This window comes from Halomonas sp. GT, from assembly GCF_002082565.1.
GTDB lineage: Bacteria > Pseudomonadota > Gammaproteobacteria > Pseudomonadales > Halomonadaceae > Vreelandella.
In genome coordinates this window covers 1,481,646-1,497,819 of the sequence record NZ_CP020562.1, presented here as the reverse complement: position 1 = coordinate 1,497,819, position 16,174 = coordinate 1,481,646, and the positions used below count along the sequence as shown (strand labels likewise).

The window sequence follows — 16,174 nt, the reverse complement described above, 5'->3', positions numbered from 1 at the left end:
GCATCGCTCATAATGCTATACGTTAAATCTCCACCGCGCGGCCGATAAACTCAATCGGGCCAGTGGGTAAACCGGTGGGCGAACCGGTGTCATCTTCTAGCGTGAGTTCAAAGAGCTGGTTATCCTCAAGCGGCGGTAACTGGTCTAAACGCAAGCGTAGCGGTTGCCCTGGCTCTACTAGGCCAAGTGAAACCGGCGCTTGCCAATCATCTGCCTTGGTCCAGAACTCCAGTGCTTTTCCTTCGGGCACTTCAAAAGTGCCCAACGGGATCAGTTGAATCTCTTGGCGGTTGGCGGCCTGTACGACCCACCCTGCTGATTGAGTTTGCGGCGCTAACAGCACCACCATATATTCTGGCGTTGTTGGTGCAGTAGAGACATTGGTCAATATCACTCCCATGGTCACCGCGGCAGCCAAACCAAGGCCGGTAGCGGCGCGCCAAAATGGCAGGCTGTGCACCAAGCGGCGTGGCGTTGGTGCCGCTCTTGGAACACGCGCTGATCTTTTCGATGCGGCTTGCATGCTGCGCTCTATGCGCGGCCATAAATAATCTGATGGGGTAACAGGATCAACGATCGCGGTATAGGGGAAAAACTGCTCTTCCCAGTCAGCCACGATGGTCTGTAATTTTGGGTCGTTGGCTAAGCGTGCCTCAAAGGCTTCTCGCTCAGCAATGGGTAACGACCCTAATACGTACTCCCCTGCAAGTGCATGAAGGTCATCATTTTCGTTTGAACGTGTCATGACATACACTCCCGCAGGCGAAGTAAACTTCGCTTAATCCAGGCTTTAACAGTGCCTAGCGGCGCGCCAGTGTGTGCAGAAATTTCGGCATGACTTAACCCATCCACGTAGGCATGTAGCACACAGTTTCGGCGCTCGGTTTCCAATTGCTGCAAGCACTCATCCATCTGTTGGCCAGTCTGCCAGTCAAAGGCCTCCACCGTCGTCGATAATGACTGTTGGTAGGTATCATCATCGGCTAGCTCGCCTGGGTCGTTGACATCCACCCTGATTTCTCGGTCGCGCTGACGAATAGCATTTAATGCTAAGTGGCGGGCAATACTGAATATCCAGGTTCGGGCAGAGCCCCGTTCTGGGTCGAAACTATCGGCACGCTGCCAGATGTTCAGACAAGCATCGTGGACAATGTCCTCAGCCATACCGCGGTCTTTCACGATACGTATGACAACGCCAAGCAGTCGGGCCCCCTCTTGACGATAAAGCTGATGCAGTGCCGCTTGCTCACCACGCGCGCAGCGGGCAAGTGCATCAGCATAGTCGAAGTCGTTGGCTATCGTAGATACGCCTATATCAGACACATGCTAGCTCCCTAGTGACGCGCCGATACAGTTGGGGATGCTATTCATAAATACTATTCACAAATACTGTCCACAAATACTATCGCCAATACCAATTCTGTCATCGACGCTCTTTTGGCTAGCATAGCGGCTAGAGACTCGCGAGACGAGCCTCTAGCCTTACTTAGATGTGTTTCTTGAGAAAATTTTTGCTTAGCAACAGTATTAATATTAACTAAGCAATTAAAGGACTTAGTTAGCTGTCCAGAAAATATAGTCTGCTTGATAGGTTACAACTGCGGTGGCACCGTCGTGGCCGTCATCGCAAGCCACATCGGGGGCGACACCGCCCTGAGTATTCAGACGTTGAATGTAGCTAACGCCAGTCATTGCGCCCTCACCTTCCGCAGGATTGGCTTCAACTAGCTGCAATGGGATATTGCCATCACCATTCGCAGCAGTTGCCAGCTGAGTGCCGGTTATTTTGGAGCCATCCAATGCTTCCCAAGTAGCAGGCGGGCCGTAGTAGCTGCCAACTTGAGCCCCATCATTGTCGTTCAGCGCCGCGTGTGGGCCTTTGAATACCCAGCCCATAGTACCGTCGTCTTTGGCTTCACACATGTAGGTAATCGCACCCACACCGACTGTTTCCAGAGCGACGGTATTGCCATCGGGCACTTGAACGTCGGCAGGCGTCATATCGGCCAGCGCAACGTGACTGAAGGATGCAATCAAGGTAGCGGCGAGTGCTGCACGCGTAAGAGGTTGGATAGTCATTTCAGTCTCCTTGGGTTTTGTATCAACCACTGCAAAGTGTGGCTGTATAGGGGATACACACGAGGAGACGTTTTGGATGCACTCGTTTTAGAAAATAATTAAGAAAAAAGCGCCTAAAAAATCTGAGGCGCTTTTTGTGTATATAAATCAGCTGATTAATTATTGGCTAACGCTATCTACTTCAACCTGCCGGGGGCAAGCATTGCCACTGTGATCAAACAGATGGCAATGCTGGCCTACAAGACCCAAACGCACCGTTTGCCCCTCTTTCAGGTGGGTCAAACCGTCTAAACGCTGGGTAAGTGGGACGTCGATGCCTGCTACCTGCCAATGCGCCAGCGTTTCGTAACCCAACTTTTCCGCCACCATTAAGGTCGCATTCAGCGTGGCTTCTGCCTGCTCGGCTGCGACAAAATCTTCTGCCCGCAGCCCAAGCGTTGCACTATCCCCTGACTGAAGGTGCTTGCCATTGACCGCCACTGTCAGCGCGTCACCGCTATGAAGACGCACTACTGTTTGACGTTCACCTGGGTCTACCACCGTGACGGGAAAGGTATTAATCCGCGGCGAGCCGATGAACTCGGCCACTTCAAGGGTTTTAGGGAAGTGATAAAGCGAGAGCGGCGCGCCAACCTGGGCGATACGGCCACGGGAAAGCAGCACAATACGGTCAGCCAGAGTCATCGCTTCCACTTGATCGTGGGTCACGTAGATCATGGTGGCGTTCAGGCGCTTATGCAGGGCCGCAATCTGCACCCGCATATCCACCCGCAGCGCGGCATCCAGGTTTGAGAGCGGTTCATCGAATAGAAAAACCGCGGGCTCTTTTACCAAGGTACGGCCAATCGCTACCCGCTGACGCTGGCCACCTGAAAGATCTTTAGGTTTGCGTTCAAGTAGTTCAGTTAAGTGCAGCATTTCAGCGGCGTGCTGTACACGACGACGAATTTCAGCTTTATCAGTACGCGCCAGCTTTAAGCCAAAAGCCATATTTTCCGCCACGCTCATATGCGGGTAAAGCGCATAGGATTGGAACACCATACCGATATCCCGCTCCTGAGGCGGAATCTCATTGATCCGCTGACCATCAAGCTGCATATCGCCTTCGGTGATGTCTTCAAGACCGGCAATCATACGCAGCAGGGTGGATTTTCCGCAGCCAGAAGGGCCAACGAAGACCACAAACTCGCCATCTTCGATCGTAAGATCGATATCCCGAGAGATTTCCACACCGTCAAAGGATTTACCAATACCGCTAAGCGTTAAACGTCCCATGGTGCATCCTCCTCGGATTGTGGGCAGCAGGCAATCGCTACGCCATAGGGCGGAAGGGACAGTTGCGGTAGTCGTAGTTGCCCCTCCTGCCATACGCCATTTAGCCAAGAAGGCGAACCCGTCAGTGATTCAGCGCCCTCCGGCGCCACGCGAGTGACGGGTTGATCGCTAAAATTCAGCGCAATCAGCAAGCGTGTTTGTTGATAAGTGCGCTCTAAACAGAGCACATCGTCATGCACAGCGTGGTAGCGCACATCGCCTTTTACTAGCGCAGGTTGGGTGCGACGGAATGCTAAAAACTCACGGTAAGCATTGAGCAACGAACCGGCATCATTATCTTGCTGATCAACGGCGAGGCTTGCGTGCGAATCGGGCACTGGCAGCCAGGGCGAAACGTCGCTAAAGCCAGCGTGTCGCACGTCAGCTTGCCAAGGGTGTGGCGTTCGGCAGCCGTCGCGGCCTTTATAGGTAGGCCAAAAGGTGATGCCCGCCGGGTCAACCAACTGCTCAAACGTCAGTTCGGCTTCTGGCAAGCCAAGTTCTTCACCTTGATAGAGGCACACACTGCCCCTTTGGGTAAGCAAAAACACCATATAAAGGCGCAGCTTATCCAGTTGCCCTTCGGCCTGCCAGCGAGTGGCAAGGCGGGTAACATCGTGGTTTCCCAGTGCCCAACAGGGCCAACCATCACCAATCCGAGCTTCCATTTCGGTGAGCGTTTTATGCAAATATCCAGGGTCGGCTTTGTCGGTCAGCAGGTTAAAGGAGTAGCACATGTGCAGGCGATTCCCACCTTGGGAGTATTCCGCCATCACGCCCAGGGCGTCATCGTCACCAACTTCTCCTACGCTCGTCGAGCCGGGATACTCATCCAGCAGGCCTCGCAGGCGCTCTAAAAACACCACGTTTTCCGGCTGGGTTTTATCGTACTGATGTAACTGGTAGCCATAAGGGTTATCTGGGCGAACACCTAAAAAGCTTTCGGTTACTTCTGCGCGCGGAGGATTATCCTTAAGCTCGCCATGGGTGCAGAAGTTCACTGCATCAAGACGGAAGCCGTCGACCCCCCGCTCTAGCCAAAAGCGCGCTTCTTCCAGAATGGCATCCACCACGGCGGGAGTGCGGAAATTGAGATCCGGCTGACTGGCCAGGAAGTTATGCAGATAATACTGGCAACGGCGCGTATCCCACTGCCAAGCACTACCTCCAAACACCGATTGCCAGTTGGTAGGCGGCGCACCATCAGGTTTGGGGTCGGCCCAGACATACCAGTCCGCTTTCGGGTTATCGCGACTTTTGCGGCTCTCTTCAAACCATGCGTGCTGGTCAGAAGTGTGCGACATTACTTGGTCAATCGTTACCTTCAGCCCTCTGGCATGAGCGGCCTCTACTAGGCGATCGAAATCTTCCAGGGTGCCAAACATCGGGTCAACACCACGGTAATCGCTAATATCGTAGCCGAAGTCTTTCATGGGCGAGGTGAAAAACGGCGACAGCCAGATGGCATCGACGTTTAGCGAGGCAATGTAATCAAGCTTATCGATCACCCCTTTTAAGTCACCAATCCCATCGCTTCGTCCATCGTTTCCGTCGCTATCCATAAAGCTGCGCGGATAAATTTGATAAATCACTGCGCCGCGCCACCAGTCAGCGCCTTGGCTGCCAACGTAGTGGGAGGTGGAAGGCATCTGCATCATCGTATTGTCCTTATCCTTTAAATGGCCTGTTGATTGGCATGATGCAGCGTTGATCGTTAGATAAAATCCTCCCCTAGAGGCAGCGGTAGGCGTAGGCGTTAGGAGTAGCTGCTATCGCCGGCCATGAGCACTGTTTACTCTTCCTTTATTCTCCTTGAATATGCGCCAATAATTGCCCCGCCAGCGCAATGGCTTCGTCACGCCGCCGAATATTCTGTTTTTGGTAAAGGCTGCGAATATGCGTTTTGATGGTGGTGGGCGCCACCGACAGCTGTTCAGCGATTTGCTCATTAGAGAGCCCAGCATGAATCAGCCCCAAGATTTGCCACTCTCGTCGAGTCAGTGGCGATGTTCTGATAAGTTCAGGCACATCGGGCCGTGCCACAATGTTTGCAATCACTGTCTCGTCTAACATCAAGCGGCGGGCACTGCCAAAATCTTTTTGGCGGCCAGCTAAGGTCAATAACCGTTCCGCACGAGCCTGTTCAAGGGGGGCTAAGGTGTTACTTGCTAATAACGTCGACAGCAGCTCCCCCAGTGGTTTTCCTAAGCGTAAAAAGCTGCCTACCAATGCGGTACGGGAAGCTAAACCAAGTGCCTGCTGCATATGGCTACTTCCCTGGGCGGTTTGACCTTGATACCAAGCCACCGCCGCTAAGCACAGCTGATTGCGATTCGCGTCGGTCACTAATCCCAGTCGCTGGGTGTGGGCTTCAAGGGCATCCAGCAGTTCGCGGGCCTCTTCGTAGCGCCCCAATAGTGTTAATGCACGGGCATGATTACGCACGTTGCACTGAGAAAAGTGGTTGGTGGCATGCTCGGTAAGTGGTTCTGGCGCTTCTTGGCGCCAACGTTCAACCGCGTCCATATCGTGTGTCGATTGCCACCACGCCAACAGCGTTGCATGGGCATTGGCTACCCAATCAATATGGTAATCCCCTTCTGAGAGAATTTTGCGAAGCCTACGAATATGGTCAGCACACTGCGCTTGGTCTCCCCGGCTCTGGGCGACTTTAGCGAGCTGAATATGGCACTGAAGCGTCCAGCGCTCGCCTTGATTGTCTAACACCGCAATACCTTTCAACGCGGCCTGCTCGGCTTCATCTAACCGATGCCACTCCCAAAGCACCTGGCTGCGAATGCGGTACAAAAACTCCGCGACCGGTAAATGTTCAAGTTCGGCGCGCTCTAGATGAGCAAAGGCACGCTCTTGAATATCATAGGCGGCCTGCAAGCGACCTTGAGCCACCAGTGCTTCCGACTGATGACAAAACGACCACAGCAGTCGTTGATGATCATCGCCCTGCCGCGCCTGACGCTCTACGTCACGCACCCGCTGCAGCGACTCCTCTAAATAGCCTTGTACAAAGCGCGCTTCGCTTAGAATAGCTGTTGCCGTCAACGGCGTTGACGCTAAGTAACGCGCAGGCACCGCAAGCGCCTGCTCAGCAAGTGGCGCTGCGCGCTCAGCATCACCATGGTTAATCGCCAATTGGGCACGCAACGTGGCAAATTCAGCGTTCAATGCCTGCCATTCGGGCTCACCCAGTTGCGCCTCTATCCATCCGATCACTCGTGCCGTGATATCAAATTGAAATTGCCCATGGGATACCCAACCATAGAGCAGCGTATGCTCCGGACTTTTTGAAAGCCGCGGTTCGCCCAGCAACGCAAAACCTTGCGCTAATAACGCATAGGCCCCACCGGCTAATAAGGCAGGGCCCTGCTCGGTCAATAAGCTGGCAACGTCTTCTTGCTCCTCGGCTAAGATTGCCTGTCGTAACGCCATGACGGGATCATTTAGCGCTAACCACGCCTGGCTCGCCCGCTGATGCAACCTACGCTGAGTGGATAAATTAAGCTCGTGGCGGCGGTGTCGAAGATACTCGCCAAATAACCGCTGAAAGCGGAACCACTGGGAATGCGGGTCGGGTCGCTCAATAAAGAGTCCCGCTTGCTCAAACGCTTCTAAACGCTGAGTTAGCCGCTCCCCTTCCAAAAGGCGTGCCATTAGCTCGGGCGAAAAACGCTCTAACACCCCCAACTGAAGCATCAGCTCGCGCTCTTCAGCAGGAAGCGCAGCAGCGAGCAGTTCATCAAACCAAGCGACAAAATCAGGATGCGCACCGCTTAAACGCTCTACCAGCGCATCAAATCCCGCGCGCGTGGTGGTTCGCTCAACCAGCCAGTTAAGCGCCACGATCCAACCACCGCTTCTACGCAACGCGCGTTCAAGGCTCACTCGAGTGGGTGGAAAACTTAGCTGTTCAGCACACAGAGTGAGTGCTTCTTCGCTGTCAAAGGCCAAGTCGTGAAGATCTATCTCTTCAAGTTCCCCCCTCAATCGCAAGCTCGCCAAACCAAGCGCTGGGCGTGAGCGGCTCGCCAGTGTCAAGGTCAACCAGGGTGGCTGATGACGCAGCCAGTGAGCGACGCCAGCCAAAATATCGGGATGGGTCACGTGTTCAAATTCATCTACGACAAAACGACACGGGGAACGTTGCTCGGGTAACTCGCCCAACCAGCGTTCAAGCTGCTCGATGCAGTCAGCATTGTCAGCCATGGACGAAAGCACATAGGTGTCATCGAACAGTTTGTTCAACGCTGCCCGCCAGTAGGTTAGAAAGCGTGCTGGCTGATTATCACGCTGATCCAACCGAAGCCAAGCAGTCTCCTGTTCCAGCGCGGGCAACCGTTCGGCCAGCAGTGTGGTTTTGCCATAACCCGAGGGCGCTGCCAGCACTAGCAGGCGGGTACGCTCGTTTAAGGCGAAATGATCATTTAGACGTGGACGGGCCACCACACTAAGCGGCAACGGCGGTGCCTTTAGCTTTTCTTGGAGTAACGACATCAGCGCCTCCCGATATCAGTGCTTTTACATAACAAAAAGCCCGCGACACGTCGCGGGCAATCAGCATTGGAGAAACAGTTTTCACTAGCGAGCAGCGGCTTACGCTTAGAACCTATGCTTAGAACCTATGCTTAGAACCTATGCTTAGAACCTATGCTCAGAACCTATGCTCAGAACCTATGCTCAGAACCTATGCTTAGAACCATACCTCGGTTTGTACACCAAAGGTAAATTCACCGCCAGTAAATCCATCGCTACCTAGAGAACTTGCACCGTAGCTATTAAGGCTATCGTCCCAATCGCTGTAAGTCGTGAATAGACGGATCTCAGGACGCTTCCAGAAACCACCTACTTCCGGCTTGAAAGTCGGTGCGATAGTGAACTTCATATAGTCACCATCAACCGCGTTACGGTCACTGTAACCCTGTGGATCTAAATCCATCCACTGATAGCTAGCTTCGTACTGCATTTCAAAATTCTGATTGATTTCATTCGCCAGACGTACGTTTAGCGTAGCCCAATCATAACTGTCACCATTGGCGAAACGATCTTCACTGGTTTCAGCCAGTATAGACGGTGCAATACGCCACTTCGGTGCAATATAGGTCGTTCCGTATAACGCCAGCCGCGTTGCGGTAGCATCATCCGTCAGGTCGCCGTTACTACCCAACCCTTTAACTTCAGCCCCTAAGCCTTGGCCGTGCAGTACAGCAGCCTTAAAGTTACCCTCGCCCATGCCGAAGAAGCTATCGCCGTGGTAAGCCACCATGGTATGCCAGCCTGTATCAGCCGCAGTTTGGCCCACGCCGATATCACGCTCATCGTTATCCGCAGCAGACATGCCGTTGACCATGACCTGCCAGTTACCGAAGTAATTATTAGAGGTCAATACGAGGTTATCAGTATCGCTATTTTCTCCATCTAAACCCGGATTTTCACGGTTGACGACCGGATAGTCGCTGAAGCTGCGACCATAAACTGAAAAGTTACTCTTCCAGTTATCGGCTAGCTGCATGTCGTAAATACCACCACCGGTACCCGCGAGGAAGACGACATCGCTATCAAGCCAGTGGATATCAAAGTTATCGCGGTCAAAGCGCTTACCGGCCCAAATAGAAGCGTTTTCAAACGCGCCGGTAAAGCTTGGTAAGTCACTAAACTCTGCATACGCCTGGCGCACGTTTAGGTTGGTATCATCACCCACCCAGTCGTTGCTGGAATTAGTACCGGCAGCCAACATAGTGGTGTAACGGGCTTTTGCACCGTTATCAAACTGCATGCGGTAATTAAGAATGGCTTCAGAGTAAGTATCCGGCTCGTTGCCCAGACGACCAACGGCACCGCCATTTCCACCCGCGGGTGTTAGATAAGGGCCACCTGGTGCACTTTTGCCATCTTCACCAATTAGCAGGCCGGAACGAGCATAGACATTAAAGGAGAATCCTTCTTCACCGCTGGATTGGCGCTCTACACGGGCAAGGCGTTCTTCAATATCAGTGGCGGCGGCGGGCGCACTTGACGATGGTGCGGTTTGTCCCTGCTCTGCTAACTCCGCGCGACGCTCTGCGGCATCCGCCCGCTGCTCGGCAGCCGCAATTCGTGCCTCTAACTGAGCAAACCGTTCTTCCAATGTGGTATTGGCGCTAGCAGTTCCACACAGCCCAAAGCTTGCAGCGGCGATGGCAATGGCGAGGGGTGTTTTGAATGTCATTTTGTGCATTGTTTTAAACCCTAATTTATTAAACCGCTGTTTTTAAAGACTGTACCTTTGAAAGCTATCTTCTTATTTCTCATGCATTAAAGGCCGCTTTAAAAACTTGGTTTTAAATCTTTTATTTTTGAGATTTTCTTGAAAACGTAAGCTTTTGCTTTAAACCTTCCTTCGAGCCAAAGCCATCAGTCTGGCGCTTTACTGCACGGATAGCCCCGCTTATCAACACGCCCAACGACTCTCCCACTGAGTCACGTTAAACGCTGTACCGAGAACCAAATTCAGAAGATTATGTTGCAAAGCAACTACGTTTTATCCCGCTAAATAACGGTAGAAAGAACTTAATCGATTAAGAGGTAGTAAACCAACAAGAAATTACTAATTATCGACCAATGTCTAAACTGATCATTAGGTTAGAAAAAAGTAATGCACCGGCATTAGACAAAAGTCGCTATTGAACTTGTCACGAGGAGACGGCTAACTGACACCTTACTTAATCGTTTAAGTAAGCGCTGCAAGCGCTTTTAACAGCCATTACCCACAACAATAAACGCCGAGGAACGCCCTATGAAAAAGACATTACTCACTTCTGCCATTGCTTTAGCTAGTATCGCTAGCGCCACAGGCTCTGCCCAAGCGGCTGAGTTAACCATTTCTTGTGGAGCTGTTGGTGCGGAGCTTACCCTTTGCCAAGAAGGTGTAAGCGCCTGGGAAGAGAAGACTGGGCACAGTGTCGATGTGGTTTCAACGCCAAACTCATCTACTGAACGCTTGTCACTCTACCAACAAATTTTGTCCGCCAATTCTAGCGACATTGATGTCATGCAGATCGATGTTGTCTGGCCTGGCCTACTTGCTAATCACCTGCTCGATCTAAGCGAAGTACTCGGGGAAGACGCTGCCGCAGGTCACTTCGACACCATTGTCACTAACAACACTATCGATGGCCGCCTAGTTGCGATGCCCTGGTTTACCGATGCAGGTGTTCTGTATTACCGCGAGGACTTGCTGGAGAAACATGGCCATGACGTACCTACTACGTGGCAAGAACTGACCGACATCGCGCGTGATATCAAAGATGCCGAGCGCGCAGAAGGCAATGATCGGATGCAGGGTTTTGTTTTCCAGGGTCGTGCTTATGAAGGACTTACTGTCAATGCACTGGAGTGGGTTTCAAGCTTCGGTGGCGGTACCGTGGTAGATCAGAATGGCGAAGTAACCATTAATAACGAGAAAGCTGCTGAAGCGCTAGATTTAGCAGCTTCATGGATTGGCGATATCTCTCCAGAGGGCGTGCTGAATTACACCGAAGAAGAAGCCCGTGGCGTCTTCCAGGGTGGGAATGCCGTGTTTATGCGTAACTGGCCATACGCATGGTCACTGGCTCAAAGCGAGGATAGTGATGTACGTGGCAACGTCGGCGTCACCCAATTACCCGCAGGTGGAGAGGACGGGCAAAGTGCAGCCGGTTTAGGCGGTTGGAACTTAGCGGTATCCCGCTATAGCGAACATCCCGAGCTTGCCGCTGATCTGGTCGCTTTCTTGGCCGGTGAAGAAGAGCAAAAGCGTCGTGCTATCCAAGCTTCCTACAACCCCACCATCGATGCGCTTTACCAAGATGAAGAAGTACTGGAAGCCGTACCTTTCTTCGGCACCCTTTACGACACCTTCACCAACGCCGTCGCCCGTCCGTCAGCACCTACTGGGGATGCCTATGGCCGTGTCAGCAACGCCTTCTTCAGCACCTCACATGATGTGCTTTCAGGCACTAAAACTGGCGCTGACGCCGTCGCTGACCTCGAAGGCGATCTACTCCGCCTGAAGCGTCGCAACTGGTAACCGCGGAGACACCTATGTCGACCTCTTCTAACAACAGCGCGCCCCTGGAGGCGCGCTCAGCCGCAGCGCCAGCGCGTCGGCATCGCGGCACTAAAGTACGCCGTCAGCGGGTCAAAGCGGCTTGGCTGTTCTTGGCTCCCATGCTGATTGCATTAACGCTGGTTGCTGGCTGGCCGTTAATGCGAACATTTTTTCTAAGCTTTACAGATGCCTCACTGTCGGACCTAGGTGCGGCTAATCTAATCGGGTTTGAAAACTATCTCGTCTATGACAATGGCCGTTGGTTCGGGGTTCTTGCCGACCCTATCTGGTGGCGTTCTGTTTGGAACACTGTTTATTTTTCGGTGGTATCTGTCTCTTTAGAAGTCATTTTCGGTGTCATTGTGGCGCTGATTCTAAATGCGGAGTTTAAGGGCCGGACGATTGTTCGCGCAGCGGTGCTGATTCCGTGGGCAATCCCCACCATCGTTTCCGCCCAAATGTGGGCGTGGATGCTCAACGATCAGTTCGGCATCATCAACCACCTGCTAATGACGGTTGGGATTATCGACAATCCTATTGCCTGGACGGCTAGCGCTACTTACTCCATGTGGGCCGTCATCATGGTTGATGTCTGGAAAACAATTCCGTTTGTCGCCCTGTTGGTATTAGCCGCCCTGCAAATGTTGCCAAAAGATTGTTACGAAGCTGCAGAAGTAGACGGCATTCATCCCGTGCGTGTGTTCTTCAAAGTTACTCTGCCGCTGATTACGCCGGCTTTGATGGTAGCGGTTATTTTCCGCCTTCTAGATGCCCTGCGGGTGTTCGACGTGATCTACGTACTGACTTCTAACTCGACCAGCACGATGTCGATGTCAGTCTATGCGCGTCAACAATTGGTTGAGTTCCAGGATGTTGGTTACGGTAGTGCCGCCTCTACGCTGTTGTTCTTGATTATTGCCCTGGCCACCGTTGCTTACCTCTATTTAGGCCGCAACAAAATACAACTAGGAGGTGACTGATGAACCAACGTCAGTTAGCCAAAATTGCCAAGCGCGTCGGCTTTTGGGCCTTAATTGCGCTGATTATGGTGTATGCCGTTTTCCCGTTTTATTACGCGGTCATTACCTCACTTAAACCTTCCAGCGAGCTTTTCCGAGTTGAACTTTGGCCCTCAAACTGGAACCTGGACAACTATGCGCAGATTTTTAGCCAGTCGAGCTTTATACGTGCGATTTTTAACTCGGTAGTCGTAGCGTTTAGCGTTGTTTTCATCGCGCTTCTACTGGGTATCACCGCCTCTTACGCGCTGGGCCGGGTTCGCTTTCGTGGTCGCTCTACTGTCATGCTGGTTATTCTTGGGGTTTCCATGTTTCCTCAAGTCGCGGTGCTCTCAGGCTTGTTTGAGGTGATTCGCGCACTAAATCTCTACAACAATCCCGCTGGCCTCATTCTGAGCTACACCATTTTCACGCTGCCCTTCACAGTGTGGGTACTTACCACCTTCATGAAAGAACTGCCCATGGAGTTGGAAGAAGCCGCCATCATGGATGGCGCTACGCCCTGGATTACGATTACTAAAGTTTTCCTACCGCTGATGTGGCCTGCCATGGCCACGACTGGCCTGCTTGCCTTTATTGCTGCGTGGAATGAGTTCCTGTTCGCCTTAACCTTCACACTCACTGATGCCCAGCGCACCGTGCCTGTTGCCATTGCACTGTTGTCAGGTGGTAGCGCCTACGAGCTTCCCTGGGGGCCAATTATGGCCGCGTCGGTCGTCGTCACCGTGCCACTGGTTATCCTGGTCATCATTTTCCAACGTCGCATTGTTTCAGGCTTAACTGCAGGTGCAGTTAAAGGCTAAGCGTGGGTGCTATTTACGTTTTATTAAGGATTTATTCATGCAAGACAATCTGACCTGGTGGCGCGGCGGCGTTATCTATCAAATTTACCCCCGCAGCTTTCTAGACAGCCGTGGCGACGGTATTGGTGACCTGAAAGGCATTACCGAAAAGCTGGATTACGTCGCTTCTTTGAATGTTGACGGTGTCTGGCTGTCGCCTTTCTTCACGTCTCCCATGTTGGATTTCGGGTATGACGTCAGCGACTACCGTGACGTTGATCCGATGTTTGGCACCCTGGATGATTTCAAGGCGCTGCTCGGCAAGGCCCATTCACTTGGGCTAAAAGTGATGATTGATCAAGTCATCAGCCACACCTCTGAGCAGCACGCTTGGTTTAAAGAGAGCCGCCAGAATCGTACCAACCCCAAAGCCGATTGGTTTGTATGGGCAGACCCTAAGCCCGATGGCACACCCCCTAATAACTGGCTATCTATTTTTGGCGGCCCTGCCTGGACCTTTGATTCACGCCGCCAGCAGTATTATCTGCACAACTTTTTGACCAGCCAACCGGATGTCAACTTCCACAACCCGGAAGCCCGTCAGGCGCAGCTGGATAACATGCGCTTTTGGCTGGACCTTGGCGTTGATGGTTTCCGTCTTGATACCGTCAACTTTTACTTCCACGACGCTGAGCTGCGCGACAATCCACCGGTGCCAAAAGGCGAATCCAAGACTCTAGGCGCTCCAGAGGCTAACCCCTACACGTGGCAGCGCCATGTCTACGATATTAGTCGCCCTGAAAACGTAGATTTCTTGAAAGACTTACGCGCCTTGATGGATGAGTACCCCGGTACTACGACCGTGGGTGAAATCGGCGATGACAACCCACTTGAGCGCATGGCGGAGTACACCGCAGGCGGTGACAAACTGCATATGGCTTACACCTTTGACTTGCTCAATAAGCCACGGTCCGCTAGCTATATTCGTCATGTTATTGAGCGCTTTCAGCACTTAGCGGGCGACGCTTGGCCCTGCTGGGCAACATCCAACCATGATGTTGAACGCAGCGCATCGCGCTGGGGCGCTGAAGAAGATCCCATTGCTTATCCTAAAGTGATGCTCGCCATGCTGTTTTCCCTACGCGGCAGCGTCTGCCTTTATCAGGGGGAAGAGTTAGGGCTTCCTGAAGCCGACGTGCCCTTCGAGCGCATTCAAGACCCTTACGGCAAAGTGCTCTGGCCAGAGTTTAAAGGCCGAGACGGGTGCCGCACGCCGATGCCATGGACAGATGGCCCCCAGGCAGGCTTCTCGGCCATTGAACCATGGCTACCCGTAGAAAAACGCCACCTGCCATTGGCGGTTAGCCGACAGCAAACAGACTCGTACTCAACGCTTAACGGTGTGCGTCGCATGTTGGCTTTCCGCCAAGCGCACTCCGCGCTGTTCGACGGTGATTTACAGCTTATTGAAGTTGGCGAGGAGCTGTTGGGCTTTATTCGTCAAAATGACCAAGAGAAAGTGCTGTGTGTCTTTAACCTGACGGGGAATGAGCTGCAAACTGCTCTCCCCTTAGACGTCATTGGTGACCTGGAAGGACACGGCTTCACTGCGGCACGTAAAAACAATGTGCTGACGCTGCCTGCCTATCAAGCCGCTTTCATGCACGTTGCTTAGTCAAATCAATGGCAATACTCAATAACAACATTCAATAACGATAGTCGGCCCGATACGAGGAATGCAGCATTGAGGCCGACAAGGAGCTAACCATGGCAAGTGTTACGCTTGAAAAGATCAACAAAGTATTTGGTCGCGATCACATTATTAAAGACGTTGACCTGACCATTGGCGATGGTGAATTTGTCGTCTTTGTTGGCCCATCCGGCTGTGGCAAATCCACACTGCTGCGCCTTATCGCGGGTCTTGAGTCAATCACCGACGGTGACTTAAACATTGGTGATACGTTAGTTAATGACCTTCCCCCACGTGAACGTGGTGTGGGCATGGTGTTCCAGTCGTATGCTCTTTATCCACACATGACTGTTTATGACAACATGGCCTTTGGCTTGAAGCTTGCCAAAACGGACAAAGAGACGGTTCATGAACGGGTAATGAGTACCGCTAAAATTTTGCAGCTTGAGGACCTATTGCACCGCAAGCCGAAAGCACTGTCGGGCGGTCAGCGCCAGCGTGTTGCAATGGGCCGTGCGATGGCCCGAGAACCTCGCATTCTGCTTTTTGATGAGCCACTTTCCAACCTGGATGCGTCGCTGCGAGTACAAATGCGCAACGAGATCGCCAGGCTGCACAATCGCCTGGGCTCTACGATGATTTATGTGACCCACGACCAAGTCGAAGCGATGACCTTGGCAGATAAAATCGTGGTGCTAAAAGGCGGCCATATCGAGCAAGTTGGCAGCCCACATGAGCTTTATCAACGCCCAGCCACCAAGTTTGTCGCCGGTTTTATCGGTTCACCGACGATGAATTTTATGCCCGCGGAGCTTGCCAGCGGTTCAAAAGATGGTTGCCGGGTGACTGCAAAAGGATTGGGAGAAGTCGCGCTCCCCCAAGCCGCAGATGCCTATCCCACGGGCAGCTCGCTTACCTTAGGCATACGCCCCGAGCACCTACGTTTAGAAGCCCCCAGGGGCGATAACTGCTTTGAAATTTTCAATGTCGAGTATCTGGGTAATGAGGTCTATGTCTACCTAGAACCAAAAGAGGGCGATACACTGCTTATTCACCGTAGCGAAGCCCCTAGCCAGTGGAAAGCAGGCCAAAAAGTATCCCTGGTGCCTGACATTGAGCATGTGCACCTATTTGATGAAAGCGGAGCAGCATTGATGCTTTCAGAGACACGCTCTGCGGCTTAACGAACACAATCGACTGCGCTGTTGCT

12 protein-coding genes are annotated in these 16,174 nt (G+C 52.5%); 5 read left to right on the top strand and 7 right to left on the bottom strand.

Annotated features, from left to right (window positions below; translation table 11 throughout):
* Positions 1 to 22 precede the first annotated feature (22 nt).
* The 7 genes from B6A39_RS06925 to B6A39_RS06895 form a co-directional block, all read right to left on the bottom strand.
* Positions 23 to 745 (bottom strand): anti-sigma factor, encoded by a 723-nt coding sequence (locus tag B6A39_RS06925; RefSeq protein ID WP_083003010.1) that lies wholly within the window; start codon positions 743 to 745, stop codon positions 23 to 25.
* Entirely contained in the window at positions 742 to 1,323 is a 582-nt protein-coding gene (locus B6A39_RS06920) for a sigma-70 family RNA polymerase sigma factor (protein ID WP_083003006.1), read from the bottom strand. The genes B6A39_RS06925 and B6A39_RS06920 overlap by 4 nt, the downstream gene beginning before the upstream one ends.
* A gap of 231 nt (positions 1,324 to 1,554) precedes the next feature.
* A complete protein-coding gene (locus B6A39_RS06915; protein WP_083003003.1) occupies positions 1,555 to 2,079 on the bottom strand; it encodes a DUF3455 domain-containing protein in 525 nt (174 codons plus the stop codon).
* 159 nt (positions 2,080 to 2,238) lie between these two features.
* Positions 2,239 to 3,354, bottom strand: a complete 1,116-nt coding sequence (gene ugpC / locus B6A39_RS06910) for a sn-glycerol-3-phosphate ABC transporter ATP-binding protein UgpC (RefSeq protein ID WP_083003000.1) — start codon at positions 3,352 to 3,354, stop codon at positions 2,239 to 2,241.
* A complete protein-coding gene (locus tag B6A39_RS06905) occupies positions 3,342 to 5,051 on the bottom strand; it encodes an alpha-glucosidase family protein (protein WP_083002997.1) in 1,710 nt (569 codons plus the stop codon). Before B6A39_RS06905 ends, ugpC begins: the two co-directional genes overlap by 13 nt.
* A 145-nt stretch (positions 5,052 to 5,196) precedes the next feature.
* A complete protein-coding gene (gene malT / locus B6A39_RS06900) occupies positions 5,197 to 7,902 on the bottom strand; it encodes an HTH-type transcriptional regulator MalT (protein WP_083002993.1) in 2,706 nt (901 codons plus the stop codon).
* Positions 7,903 to 8,098: 196 nt separating this feature from the next.
* Positions 8,099 to 9,622, bottom strand: coding sequence for a carbohydrate porin (locus B6A39_RS06895; protein ID WP_083002989.1), 1,524 nt, complete (start codon positions 9,620 to 9,622; stop codon positions 8,099 to 8,101).
* Positions 9,623 to 10,180: 558 nt separating this feature from the next.
* Between B6A39_RS06895 and B6A39_RS06890 the strand changes: the two genes are divergently transcribed.
* From B6A39_RS06890 to B6A39_RS06870, 5 genes are all read left to right on the top strand, one after another.
* Positions 10,181 to 11,452, top strand: a complete 1,272-nt coding sequence (locus B6A39_RS06890; RefSeq protein ID WP_083002986.1) for an ABC transporter substrate-binding protein — start codon at positions 10,181 to 10,183, stop codon at positions 11,450 to 11,452.
* A 14-nt stretch (positions 11,453 to 11,466) separates the two neighbouring features.
* Complete coding sequence (locus B6A39_RS06885) at positions 11,467 to 12,453, top strand: carbohydrate ABC transporter permease (protein ID WP_083002983.1); 987 nt, start codon at positions 11,467 to 11,469, stop codon at positions 12,451 to 12,453.
* A complete protein-coding gene (locus tag B6A39_RS06880; protein ID WP_083002980.1) occupies positions 12,453 to 13,295 on the top strand; it encodes a carbohydrate ABC transporter permease in 843 nt (280 codons plus the stop codon). Before B6A39_RS06885 ends, B6A39_RS06880 begins: the two co-directional genes overlap by 1 nt.
* A 37-nt stretch (positions 13,296 to 13,332) precedes the next feature.
* Positions 13,333 to 14,949 carry an alpha-glucosidase gene (locus B6A39_RS06875; protein WP_083002977.1) on the top strand — a complete coding sequence of 539 codons (1,617 nt, stop codon included), beginning with the start codon at positions 13,333 to 13,335 and terminating at the stop codon, positions 14,947 to 14,949.
* A gap of 92 nt (positions 14,950 to 15,041) precedes the next feature.
* Positions 15,042 to 16,148, top strand: coding sequence for an ABC transporter ATP-binding protein (locus B6A39_RS06870; protein WP_083002974.1), 1,107 nt, complete (start codon positions 15,042 to 15,044; stop codon positions 16,146 to 16,148).
* Positions 16,149 to 16,174 lie beyond the last annotated feature (26 nt).

Coding starts and splice junctions, on each gene's coding strand:
- B6A39_RS06925 (WP_083003010.1), bottom strand. CDS start 745: ATGACACGTTCAAACGAAAATGATGACCTTCATGCACTTGCAGGGGAG.
- B6A39_RS06915 (WP_083003003.1), bottom strand. CDS start 2,079: ATGACTATCCAACCTCTTACGCGTGCAGCACTCGCCGCTACCTTGATT.
- ugpC (WP_083003000.1), bottom strand. CDS start 3,354: ATGGGACGTTTAACGCTTAGCGGTATTGGTAAATCCTTTGACGGTGTG.
- B6A39_RS06905 (WP_083002997.1), bottom strand. CDS start 5,051: ATGATGCAGATGCCTTCCACCTCCCACTACGTTGGCAGCCAAGGCGCT.
- malT (WP_083002993.1), bottom strand. CDS start 7,902: ATGTCGTTACTCCAAGAAAAGCTAAAGGCACCGCCGTTGCCGCTTAGT.
- B6A39_RS06895 (WP_083002989.1), bottom strand. CDS start 9,622: ATGCACAAAATGACATTCAAAACACCCCTCGCCATTGCCATCGCCGCT.
- B6A39_RS06890 (WP_083002986.1), top strand. CDS start 10,181: ATGAAAAAGACATTACTCACTTCTGCCATTGCTTTAGCTAGTATCGCT.
- B6A39_RS06885 (WP_083002983.1), top strand. CDS start 11,467: ATGTCGACCTCTTCTAACAACAGCGCGCCCCTGGAGGCGCGCTCAGCC.
- B6A39_RS06880 (WP_083002980.1), top strand. CDS start 12,453: ATGAACCAACGTCAGTTAGCCAAAATTGCCAAGCGCGTCGGCTTTTGG.
- B6A39_RS06875 (WP_083002977.1), top strand. CDS start 13,333: ATGCAAGACAATCTGACCTGGTGGCGCGGCGGCGTTATCTATCAAATT.
- B6A39_RS06870 (WP_083002974.1), top strand. CDS start 15,042: ATGGCAAGTGTTACGCTTGAAAAGATCAACAAAGTATTTGGTCGCGAT.